Source organism: Sedimentibacter sp. zth1 (assembly GCF_017352195.1).
Taxonomy (GTDB): Bacteria; Bacillota; Clostridia; order Tissierellales; family Sedimentibacteraceae; genus UBA1535.
Map to the genome: position 1 here is coordinate 2,293,211 of NZ_CP071445.1, position 12,554 is coordinate 2,305,764.

7 protein-coding genes are annotated in these 12,554 nt (G+C 27.8%); 4 read left to right on the top strand and 3 right to left on the bottom strand.

Going from position 1 to position 12,554, the window contains the following annotated elements; genetic code table 11:
- Positions 1-59: 59 nt before the first annotated feature.
- Positions 60-3,371: a DEAD/DEAH box helicase gene (locus tag JYG23_RS11080; RefSeq protein ID WP_207235733.1), complete on the bottom strand. Its 3,312-nt coding sequence runs from the start codon at positions 3,369-3,371 to the stop codon at positions 60-62.
- Positions 3,372-3,544: 173 nt separating this feature from the next.
- On the opposite strand from JYG23_RS11080, the gene JYG23_RS11085 reads away from it, so the two are divergent.
- The 4 genes from JYG23_RS11085 (at position 3,545) to JYG23_RS11100 (ending at position 9,495) form a co-directional block, all read left to right on the top strand.
- Positions 3,545-4,951: an MATE family efflux transporter gene (locus JYG23_RS11085; RefSeq protein ID WP_207235734.1), complete on the top strand. Its 1,407-nt coding sequence runs from the start codon at positions 3,545-3,547 to the stop codon at positions 4,949-4,951.
- Between the two features lie 107 nt (positions 4,952-5,058).
- Positions 5,059-6,453: an MBOAT family protein gene (locus tag JYG23_RS11090; RefSeq protein ID WP_207235735.1), complete on the top strand. Its 1,395-nt coding sequence runs from the start codon at positions 5,059-5,061 to the stop codon at positions 6,451-6,453.
- 21 nt (positions 6,454-6,474) lie between these two features.
- Entirely contained in the window at positions 6,475-8,325 is a 1,851-nt protein-coding gene (locus tag JYG23_RS11095; RefSeq protein WP_207235736.1) for a polysaccharide deacetylase family protein, read from the top strand.
- Between the two features lie 369 nt (positions 8,326-8,694).
- Positions 8,695-9,495: a YhfC family intramembrane metalloprotease gene (locus tag JYG23_RS11100; protein ID WP_207235737.1), complete on the top strand. Its 801-nt coding sequence runs from the start codon at positions 8,695-8,697 to the stop codon at positions 9,493-9,495.
- A 113-nt stretch (positions 9,496-9,608) separates the two neighbouring features.
- On the opposite strand, the gene JYG23_RS11105 is transcribed toward JYG23_RS11100, so the two are convergent.
- Complete coding sequence (locus JYG23_RS11105) at positions 9,609-10,841, bottom strand: aminopeptidase (RefSeq protein ID WP_207235738.1); 1,233 nt, start codon at positions 10,839-10,841, stop codon at positions 9,609-9,611.
- Positions 10,842-10,985: 144 nt separating this feature from the next.
- Positions 10,986-12,542: an ABC-F family ATP-binding cassette domain-containing protein gene (locus JYG23_RS11110; RefSeq protein WP_207235739.1), complete on the bottom strand. Its 1,557-nt coding sequence runs from the start codon at positions 12,540-12,542 to the stop codon at positions 10,986-10,988.
- Positions 12,543-12,554: the final 12 nt, after the last annotated feature.

The window sequence follows — 12,554 nt, forward strand, 5'->3', positions numbered from 1 at the left end:
TGTTAGAAATCATAAAAAACTGACAAATTTATTAATTGCCAGTTTTTTTATTTACAAAATTAATTAACATCAAATAAGCTTTGTATTTCTTCCTTAGTTAAAGAGTTAAATAAGATCTCTTTTTCAGTTATAACTGAATCAACTAAATTTTGCTTTCTATTTTGGAGTCTTTCAATTTTTTCCTCTATAGTATCTTTTGTGATAAGTTTAAAAACTTGAACTTTGTTTTTTTGACCAATCCTATGGGCTCTATCTGTTGCTTGATTTTGAGCGCTATTATTCCACCAAGGATCAAAGTGTATAACTATGTCAGCTCCAGTTAAATTAAGTCCTGTTCCACCAGCTTTTAAAGATATCAAGAAAATTGGAGTATTATTGATATTAAACTTATCAATAAGTTCCATTCTTGTTTTCGCTTTTGTGCTTCCTGTCAATAAAAAGTAAGGAATGTTTTTAAGTTTTAAATTTTCTGCAATAATATCAAGCATTGAAGTAAATTGAGAAAAAATAAGTATTTTATGATTACTTTGTATACTATCAGTAACAATTTGCATACACAAATTTAATTTTGCGCTTTCACCGTTATAATTATCAATATATAAAGAAGGATGACAACAAATTTGTCTAAGTCTAGTTAGCATTGATAGAATTTTTATTTGACTTTTTTCAAAACCTTGTGTATTTATTTCTAAATTATACTCTTTATTAATTTTAACAACCTCAGCCATATAAAGTTTTCGTTGTTTATCTTCCATTTTTGTATAGCTTGATATTTCCATTTTATCTGGTAAGTCCTTCAATACATCACGTTTTAATCTTCTCAATATAAATGGTTCAATTATGCTATGCAGTTTATCTAATGTGTTAATATCATTATTCTTAATAATAGGTGTTTCATATTTATTCTTGAAATTATTGTATGATAATAAAAAATTAGGCATAATAAAATCAAAAATAGACCATAAATCGGACAATGAGTTTTCAATAGGAGTACCGGTTAATGCAAATCGCACATTGCTTTTTATACATTTAACCGATTCAGCATTTAAAGTATATGAATTTTTGATATATTGAGCTTCATCAAGTATGCAGTAATTAAAATCAAAATCTTTATATATATTAATATCTCTTTTGAGTAAATCGTAAGATGTTATAATTAAATTTATGCCCTCAATATTTTTTAGTAATTCAACTCTTTGGGATTTTGCTCCGACAATTGCTATTGTAGAAATTTCAGGAGCAAATTTGTCAACCTCGTTAATCCAGTTGTATATCAAAGACGTAGGGCAAACAACAATTGATGGTAAATTATTATTCTTTTCTGATAGCAATAAAGCTATAATTTGCAATGTCTTACCAAGTCCCATATCATCTGCCAGTATTCCACCAAGCCCATAAAAAGCTAATGTTTTTAACCATTTAAAACCTGTTTTTTGGTAATTTCTTAATATATTTTCCAATGAATTAGGAATTTCAAAATCAAAATCTTTATGTGCACCTAAGTTCTTAACAATATTTACAAAATCAGAGTTTTTATGTGCATTAATTATTTCATTTTTACTTAGTAGGTCTTCTATGTTAATCGACCTGAATTTTGGAAGTAAAACTGTATTATCATCATGTTTTGAGTTTATTATATCTAAGTCGTCAGATAGAGATTGAATAGTATCAAAATAATCATCATCTAAATTTAAAAAAGAACCATCTTTTAATCTAAAATATTTTTTCTTAACCTTATATTGGCTAAGTATGTTTTTTAAATCCGAGAGGCTAAATTCTAAATTATTTAAATCCAATTCAATTAAATTATTAGCTAATTTAACACCCATTGAAATAGTTTTAGGAGTTTTGACTTTTATTTTTCCAAAGCTTTCGCTAACATTTACTTCACACATTTTAATTAATTTATTTACACCATCAGTAACAAAATTGTATATAGAATTTTCATTTGTTAAAATGTATTTTTTGTTTTTTTGAACGAAACCACAATTTTTAATAAAAGAAGTAATATTTAATTCGCCTTTTAAATCTCTAATAATTATTTCTTTAGTATTTTTTTTTATATTTTCAACAAAAGGATTAATATCAACATTGTCGTAGTTAAATACATAATCCAAAATTATTGCATTAGATGTATTAGTATCTAAATATATTTTTGCAACTAATGGATTAATTATTAGCATATCCGAAATGTCTTCAGGAATTCTAACACTTGTAAACTTATTTAATGTAGATAAAACGGTAGAATAAAATTTTGATAAATTATCTTGCAGTATTGGTATAGATAAATTATTAGTCGCCTTTATTTTTTCAATTGCAGGCAAAACATTATCTATAAATGTACTATCACATTTATAAAAAAATTCATCATGTATTATATAAGCTTTGTTCAAAAATTTATATATAAAAATTTTATTTTCAAAAAAGTTTTCAATGCAAAAATCATATTTATTAGTCTTAGAATTTTTTTCTAAGTAGAAATTAACAACTGGATTTTGATTTAAAAATTTTATTTTATTACTTTCATTGTTATGAATGAAAATAACACTTTTATTTTCCAGTAAATCAAATAACAAATCAAGTTGTGAATTTGGTATTTTTATATTTTTTTTCGATGGGATATTTTCTGTATTATATCCGTACATATCTAAATAATCATAACACAAATTAACTATAAATTTTGCAAGTGATTTTGACAGTTCATCAAAATTATCAATATTGTGGTTAATAACAAAACTTTTACCATAACGATAACTACTAGATGATTTTATATTCTCAGCCAAAGCAAAAACATCTTTTACAACATAAGCTTTGTCATCTTTTGATATATTAAATGATAACTCCAAAAATCCTTGCGAATTTGTATATATTTTTGGAATTAAAGATATAGTTGAATTATTATTATCAATGTAGCTTTTGTTACTTAGTTTTTCTTCATACAGCTTAACTAAATTTATATAATCAGATTCAATCAAATTATAAAGTGGTTTATTCCTAATATCTGCAGATTTATTATTGTTGTATAAAAACAAAAGTACAGCTATAATATGCTTGCAAAAAGTATATTTATGTTGCAAATGGTTTTGACAGCCACATCCGTATTTAATTATATCACCATGCATATCTATTTTAATTTCAACTATTTGATTATCTAAATCTTGATTTTTTACTTTTGCCTTTATTTTTATAATGTCTTCTAAGGATTCATCATCAAATATTTTAAATATTGACATATTTGAGACATGTGCGCTATCAAACAACTCAAGACCGCGCATAAATTCATTAGAATCAAACGCTCTAAGTTTAATAGAAGACAAGTTAAAATTTATTTTCATATTGAACAAAAAATTATTTTTTATTTTTTTTACCATAATAACCTCGTTGCTTATTAGTTTAACCTATTCTTATAGAATATTACAATTTTTTATATTTGTCAAACATAGCGAAACAAATTAAATTAATTTTTATACTATACAAATATATTATGTAGTATAATGAAATTATTACTATTTTAATTTATATAACATAACTTTTGGAGGAAGGCATGAATAAATTATTGAGAAGAATATACTCCGTATCTTTTATGCTAAAAAAGAAAAGCTCGATTGGTGAAATACCTAGTACAAATGATGTTTATAAAACAGCTATAGATATGGCTTGGCCATCTGCTATGGAAGCAGTATTAGTTAGTTTAGTAACATCTATAGATACTATGATGGTTGGTAAATTAGGAGCAGGTGCTATAGCAGCAGTAGGTATAACAAACCAACCTAAGTTTATTTTACTTGCTTTTATATTTTCATTGAATATTGGTGTTACAGCAGTTGTTGCTAGAAGAAAAGGAGAAAATAACAGGAAAGGTGCAAATAGATGCTTAAGGCAAGCAGTGTTTATTTCGCTAATGTTTTCCGCTGTACTTTCTATTATTGGATTTGTTTTCGCAAGACCTCTTTTACTATTTGTTGGCGCACAGGAAGATGTTATTGAAATGGCTGTAACATATTTTAGAATTATTGCAATTGGCAATTTCTTTACATCAGTTAGTCTAACAATTAATGCAGCACAACGTGGTTCAGGTAATACAAAAATATCAATGAGAACAAACATAGTGGCAAATATTATAAATTTAATATTTAATTATTTTCTTATAAATGGTTATTTGGGTTTTCCAAAATTGGGCATAGCTGGTGCGGGTATAGCAACTCTAATAGGCAATATAGTAGCATTTCTTATGTCAATTAAATCTATAAGAAATAAATCGGGATTTTTACATATATCAATTAAAGATAATTGGAAATTTGACAAGTTTACAGTAAAAAGCATATTAAATATAAGTAGCAGCTCTTTTGTTGAGCAGATTTGCATAAGAATAGGATTTCTAATGACAACAAAGCTTGTTGCTTCTATAGGAACAGTTGAATTTGCTACACATCTAATATGTATGAATATAGTAAATTTATCGTTTTCATTTGGAAATGGATTAGGGATAGGTGCCTCGGCATTAGTAGGACAAAACTTAGGAGCTAAGAGGCCAGATATGTCATATATATATAGCAAGACTATTCAAAGAATAGCATTAACAGTAGGAATAATATTATTTTGCGTATTTATTTTAGGTAGACATTTGCTGGTAGAATTATTCACAGATGAACAGTCAATAATTAGTATAGGTAGTAAAATTTTAATTATAATTGCATTTACATCTCCTATACAAACTCAAGCAGTTGTTATTGCTGGTACTTTAAGAGGTGCTGGTGATACAAAATTTGTTGCATTTACATCATTGATAAGCATAGGTTTAGTTAGGCCATTTACAACATGGTTATTTTGTTATCCACTTGGATTTGGTATATTAGGAGCTTGGTTTGCATTTTTTACAGATCAACTGCTTAGATTTTTAATAAATTCTATTAGATTTAAAACTGGTAAATGGGCAAAAATAAAAATATAAAAAACTCAATAAATACACCTTGATTTTGAAGTGTTTATTATTTGACATTGAAAATTCAATGCTATATAATAAAATGATTATAAACGATATTTAAATAGGAGATAGTTATGCTTTTTTCAACTTATAAATTTATTTTTACATTTTTACCAATAGTATTTTTGGGTTACTATATTATAAGTAATTTTTTACCCAATAAATATAGTAAAATATGGCTTATTTTAGCATCGTTTTACTTCTATTCTCAAGGAAGCGTAAAGTTCTTTCCTATATTTGTATTTACAGTGTTTTTTAACTACTTTGCTGGTTCTGTTATATGCAAATCAAAAGGTATATTAAGAAAGATTGCATTAGGTATAAGTTTAGCTGAAAACATATTATTATTAGGGTACTTTAAATACACAAATTTCTTTATAGAAAATTACAATTTTTTTACGGGTAGTAGCGTTTTACTTAAAAATATTATTTTACCAATAGGTATTTCATTCTTTACATTTCAATTAATTGCTTATTTGGTAGATTGCTACAGAGATAAAGTAGAAAATTATTCAATATTAGATTTTCTTGTTTTTATTACATTTTTCCCGCAACTTATTATAGGACCTATTGTTCATCATAAGGATATAGTTCCACAAGTTTCTGATAAAAGTAATAAAAAATTAAATTTAGATAATGTTATATTAGGTATATTTATATTTTCTGTAGGATGTGCTAAAAAGACATTCTTAGCAGATCCATTGACAGCTTATGCAAGTCAATTTTTTGCCAATGGTGGATATGGTAATATGTTAGATGGATGGTTATCATCAATATCATATACATTTTCATATTATTTTGACTTGTCAGGTTATGCCGATATGGCAATTGGATTAGGATATTTATTTAATATTAAGTTGCCACAGAATTTTAATTCTCCATACAAGCAAAGAAACTTTAGAGATTATTGGAGATGTTGGCATATGTCTTTGTCAAGATTTTTATCGGATTATGTATTTAGAAGTGTATATCACAAGGGTGATGGTAGTAAAAAATTCTATTTTTCAGTTATGGTAACCTTCTTTGTGTCTGGTTTTTGGCATGGTTCAGGTTGGACATTCGTACTTTGGGGTATAGTAAACGGTATACTTGTATGTGCTGCGCATTTCATGGCAAGAAAGAAATGGAAAATGCCGTTTTTTTTGGCGTGGTGCTTAACATTTTTAGGTGTAATACTAACAAGAGTAATGTTTGTATCACCCAATTTTACTACTATGATAAATGCTTTTAAGTCATTAGTAACAATTACAGGTGTTAGAAGTGGACTTGTAAACTTTGTATATAATAATTTATATACCATAATACTTTTAGCTACTTCTGCGTTTATATGTTTCTTTACGAAAAACACTTCACAAATAACGGAGAAATTTTCTCCAAGATTAAAGTATGCAGTATTTGCAGGATTTTTACTTGCACTATCATTATTCCATATGAATAGCGTAACAAAATTCTTGTATTTTCAGTTTTAGGATTTTATGGTGGTGAATATAATGAAAAAACAAATTAAATGGATAATAACCTTTGTATTAATAGCAATAATTTCGGCAGGTTTATTAACACTTGTAAATGTAATTGTTGATCCTTTTGGTGTTTTTGGTGATTACGTGTTAGATTTTTATGAATATAACATGACATCAAATCCACGACTAGCAAAAGTAAAATATTTAGATAAAAATCATGGTAACTATGATTCATATGTTATAGGTGGTTCTAAATCAAGTTCTTTAAATCCAGATAAATTGAAAGAGTACTTTAATGGCAACTCGTTTTACAATAATTTTGTATATGGTGGAACATTTAGAGATTATGAGATGGAAGTTAAATATATTCTAGACAACTATGAGGTTGAAAATATAATATTACATGAGAGCTTGCATGAAGTTGAGACTGACCCATTCGGTACCAAAACAGTAAATAATATGTATCATGCTAATATAACTGGTGAAAATAAATTAGATTTTTATAGAAAATTTTTATTTATGGACTTAAAACAGGCATATAATAAATTAGTTGCATATGTAAAAAGAAACAAAGATATAGTTGATCCGTCGGCAGTATTTTTAGCTGAAACGGGAGTATACAATAAAATCAAACGTGATAAGGAAAGCTATGAAAGCATTGGTGAGTTTTTAAACATTCATCCTGAGTTTGATAGACCTATGTATAATGGGAGAATACTTCAGACAGAGTATAATATAGAAGCATTGAAAAATATAAAAAAAATGTGTGAAGAAAAAGGTGTTAATTTTGTTTTTGTAGTAGCACCAACATATTTTAGAGAAATGAATATATACGAAACAAAGGGTATGATTGAGTATTACAAACAAATTTCAGAAATAACAGATTTTTGGAATTTCAGTGGTTACACATCTATTGCATATGATCCAAGAAACTTTTATGATTTAAGACACTATAGAAATTCAGTTGGAGAAATGATGATAGATAGAATGTTTTCGGACGATGAAAATATTTTAAAAGATATTCCAGATGATTTTGGCCAATTAGTAACAAAAGATAATTTTAAGGAAATGATGAAAATTGCTTTTCCAGAAGACATTCGTGCTGAGCATAGTGATACCTCTCTTGAAGAAGTTGATGTACCAATTCTTGTATATCACCATATTTCAAATGAGAAGGATGCTGCACTTACACCCGATAAACTAAGAAAAGACTTAACAGAAATAAAAAAATATGGATATAATACTATTTTTTATAAAGACTTAATTGACTATGTAGAAAATGGTACAAAATTACCTCAAAATCCAATAATCATTAGTTTTGATGATGGTTACCTAAGCAATTATCAGTACTTGTTTCCATTACTAAAAGAATTAGATATGAAAGCTGAAATTTCGATCATAGGTTGGTCGGTAGGAAGAGATACATATATTGATTCAGATAAAGCAATTATACCTCATTTTACATGGGGACATGCTTTAGAAATGTATAATTCAGGTCATGTTATGATACAGTCACATACATACGATATGCATAAATATGATCCTAATGGTGATGTTGAAAGAAAAGGAGTATTAAAAAATAATGATGAAAGCTATGGGGAGTATGAACGAGCTTTAAGTGATGACTTAAACAAATTAAGCGAACTAATACAAGATAAAATAGGGGAGAAAGAAGTTGCGTTTACTTATCCTAATGGATATAATGATATGCTTACGGAAAAGTTATTGAAGGATATGGATTATAAAATTACTGTTACAGTAAGCGAAGGAATTAACACAATTATGCAGGGAAATTCAAGTTCTCTATATAAATTAAAAAGAATAATTGGAGATTATTACAACGGAAATATTGTTGATAAAATAAAAATTTTTAACAAATAAAATAGGTAGCCATCTGGTTACCTATTTTATTTGTTAAAGTTTGTTAAGCTCACCTTCTAATCTTACTATTACTTCGCTTTTTTTCATTGGAGCAATATGTCCATGAACATATGTTTAAAAAGGTATTTTCTTAAGATATTGTATGAAATTGTTAAGCTTATCTCTATCGTATTTTCCTTGGTTATTATAAAAGTCTTCTCCATCGGCATCACCCCTTATGTAGCCGAGGGTAGGTCGGTCAGTTTATTTTTAGAATAACTGTACCTTATACAAAGTATATTGATAATAAATAGAATATTCGCTATAATTTAGTTATAACGGATGTCTGTAAGTATTATGTTACCAAAAATTTATTAGGAGGACTTAAAAATGATATCAAATTCAGCATTATTAGCACTTGTGTTAGACCTAATTATTTGTTTTGTTATTCCAATAGCTGTGTTTATTGTAATTCAGCTTAAGTGTAAAAAAGCCTTCAAAGCATTTAGTTTTGGAGCATTAGCATTTTTTATATCTCAAATTGTTTTGAGAATACCTATAATAACAAGTTTATTGCCTTGTTTTGAATGGTATACAATTTTTCAAGATAAATATCCCTACTTGTATTGGATATTTTTAGGTCTGACAGCTGGCATATTTGAAGAAGTTGCAAGATTTATATTTATAAAATATTTTATGAAAAAAAATCAAAGATATATAGATGGTATATCTTTTGGGTTAGGTCATGGAGCTATAGAAGCAATACTTATAACAGGCGTATCATTTGCAACAATTTTGGTATATTCAATAATGATAAATAATGGAACGTTTGTATCAAATACAGTTAGTATACCAAAAGCAACTGCTGATGCCATATATACGCAATGTATCAATTTGACATTTACAAATGCAATATTGGGTGGAGTTGAAAGAATATTTTCTATGTGTATTCATATAGGGCTTACTATGATTGTGTTTATAGGTGTTAGAAATAATAAATCATTTATATATCTGATAATTGCTATTTTAGTACATGGTACAATAGACTCTTCTATAGGACTCATGTCACAAATGCTTGGATTTTCAACAATAGCAATGGAGGCAGTTTTTGGTGCAATAGCTATTGTTTTGGTTATATACTCACTATGTATTAAAAAGCGAAACATATGGCAAGCTAATTGCGAAATATAAAAATAGAGTTAGTAGGGTTTTACCTAAAATAAAAAATGTGCTTAGTAAAAAAGGTGAAAATTAAAATAATTTTCACCTTTTTCAATAATTTTTAATAGAAAATTCAATTAATATTATATTGCCCAGTTACCTTTTTCAAAAATAACTGTTTTATTGCCGTTTTCTTCAATACCAGTAACCTTTAAATCCTTAGTGCCAACCATAAAGTCTACATGATTCATTGAATCATTGCCACCAATTTTTTTTAGGTCTTCCTTAGATAATAGTTCTCCGCCTTTTATTGTGTTTGGATAACATTTGCCAAAAGCAAAGTGACATGATGCATTTTCATCAAATAAAGTATTATAGAATAAAATACCCATATTTGAAATAGCAGAGTCATAAGGAACTAAAGCAACTTCACCAAGTCTTCTTGAGCCTTCGTCTGTATTTAGAAGTCTTTCCAAAGCTTCGTAACCTTCTTTAGCATCAAAATCAACAACTTTACCATCTTTAAATGTAACACTAAAGTTATTGATAAGTGTTCCTTGATAACTTAAAGGCATTGAGCTAACAACTTTACCATCAGCATATCTGCAATCTGGTGCTGTAAACACTTCTTCAGTTGGCATATTAGGAAAAAATCTAATACCTTTTGTATTAGATTCTCCACCACCTGCCCAAATGTGGTTTTTAGGCATTCCAACAACAAAGTCAGTTCCTAAAGAGTTTTCATAATGTAGTTTTGCAAATTGTTTCTCGTTTAATATATTACATTTAGAAACTAAATTTGCATCATGCTTTTTCCAAGCTTCAACAGGATTTTCTTTTCCTATATGAACGGTTTTAAAAATAGCTTCCCATAATTTTTCTATAGCTTCCTTTTCGTCTAAGTCAGGGAATATTTTTTTAGCCCATGCAACGTTTGGAACAGCAAATAAATTCCATTGAAGTTCACTTTTATCAAAACAATCTCTATAATCCTTAAGTGCTATTTCAGACGCTTTTACATTTGCTAGCAATTTTTCAGATGAAACTCCTTTAAATATTTCAGGGTCCTCTGCTAATACATTCATAAATGCTGCATTTTGTTTTGCGTAATCATTATAAAATGAAGCTTTCCAGTTAGGAACGTTTTCAAAAACTTCAAGTGGGGCATAGTCAAATTTTAATCGTCCTAATTTTTCATCCTTCCAACTAACAACAACTTCCTTTGCGCCTGCTTCATAAGCACATTTTGTTATCATTCTTGCAAATTCTGCATACTCAACTGGACATTGTAAAACAAGTATTTGATCTTTTTGAATATTAACACCAGTTTTAACTGCCAATTCAGCATATTCCATTAGTTTTTCATTTAAATTCATATTTTTATCCTCTCAAATTTATAATTTATACTAATATTATACAATATGTAAACATTATTTCCAATACAATATTTTAATAACAAAAAAACGCGTATATAGTCATACGCATTTAATATATCAAATTATAGTTTTGTAATAAAAAAATCATACTATTTTAGTTGTAAAATTTTCTAAATTCCATACATCTGTTACAAAGCTTTCATAAAAATAAGGTTCATGGCATACTAAAAGAACAGTACCTTTAAATTCTCTAATAGCCTTTTCCAATTCATCTTTTGCTTCAACATCAAGGTGATTAGTAGGTTCGTCAAGAACTAAAAAATTATGTTCTAAAAGCAGTATTTTGCAAAGTCTAACTTTTGCATTTTCTCCACCAGACAATACTTTCATCATGCTTGTTATATTATCATTAGTCAAACCACATCTTGCAAGTTCAAGTCTAACCTCATGGTTTGTAAGGGAAGGATATAAATTCCAAACTTCATCTAATGCAGTATTTGAATTGTCCTTAGAATCTTCTTGTTCAAAGTATCCTGTTTGAACATTATCTCCATGAAAAACTGAACCAGATATAGGTGGAATAATACCTAAAAGTGTTTTTAAAAGAGTTGATTTGCCAAGTCCATTAACACCACATATTGCAATCTTTTTGCCTCTTTCAACTTCTAAATTCATTGGTTTTGTTAGAGCAATATCGTATCCAATTACTAAGTCCTTAGCTTCAATCAAAAATCTACTTGGAGCTTTTGTTTCCTTAAATTTGAAAGTTGGTTTTGGTTTTTCACGAGGTTTTTCAATTACATCTATCTTTTCAAGTTTTTTAGCTCTACTTTGTGCCATACCTCTTGTAGCAACCCTAGCTTTATTACGGGCAATAAAATCTTCTAATTTTTCTATTTCTTTTTGTTGCTTTTGAATATCTCTTTCTAATTGTCGTTTTTTAAGATCATAAAGACGTTGAAACTCATCGTAATTTCCTACATACCTAGTTAATTCACAGTTTTCAACATGATAAATCAAATTACATACATTATTTATAAATGGAATATCATGTGAAATTAAAATAAATGCATTTTCATAATTTTGAAGGTACTTAGTTAACCATTCAATATGATTAGCATCTAAGTAGTTTGTGGGCTCGTCAAGTAAAAGTATAGTTGGATTTTGTAGTAAAAGTTTAGTAAGTAATACTTTTGTACGTTGTCCACCGCTTAACTCATTTACTTTTTTATCAAGGCCTATATCGCCAAGACCTAAACCATTTGCAACTTCTTCAATTTTAGAATCAATAGTATAAAACCCACTACTGTCAAGTATAGTTTGAATTTCAGCAGTATCATCCATCATTCTAGCTACTTCTTCATCAGTTGATTCTGCCATTTTGTCATAAATACTTAACATTTCTTGCTCAATTTTAAATAAATCACTAAAAGCAAGTCTAAGATTTTCTCTTATAGTTGTATCAGGTTCAAGAACAGAGTGTTGATCTAAATATCCAACAGTTACTCGATTTGACCATTCGACTTGACCTTCATCAGGCATTAATTTACCAGTAATAATATTTAAAAATGTTGATTTTCCTTCTCCATTTGCACCAATAAGAGCTACGTGTTCACCTTTTAATAGTCTAAAAGATACATTATCAAGTATAGCTCGTGCACCAAATCCGTGAGTTACGTTTTTTACGTTTAATACGCTCAAATTTTAAATTCC

Excerpts from the sequence above, each read along its gene's own strand:
- JYG23_RS11085 (WP_207235734.1), top strand. The coding sequence starts at position 3,545 with ATGAATAAATTATTGAGAAGAATATACTCCGTATCTTTTATGCTAAAA.
- JYG23_RS11080 (WP_207235733.1), bottom strand. The coding sequence starts at position 3,371 with ATGGTAAAAAAAATAAAAAATAATTTTTTGTTCAATATGAAAATAAAT.
- JYG23_RS11090 (WP_207235735.1), top strand. The coding sequence starts at position 5,059 with ATGCTTTTTTCAACTTATAAATTTATTTTTACATTTTTACCAATAGTA.
- JYG23_RS11095 (WP_207235736.1), top strand. The coding sequence starts at position 6,475 with ATGAAAAAACAAATTAAATGGATAATAACCTTTGTATTAATAGCAATA.
- JYG23_RS11100 (WP_207235737.1), top strand. The coding sequence starts at position 8,695 with ATGATATCAAATTCAGCATTATTAGCACTTGTGTTAGACCTAATTATT.
- JYG23_RS11105 (WP_207235738.1), bottom strand. The coding sequence starts at position 10,841 with ATGAATTTAAATGAAAAACTAATGGAATATGCTGAATTGGCAGTTAAA.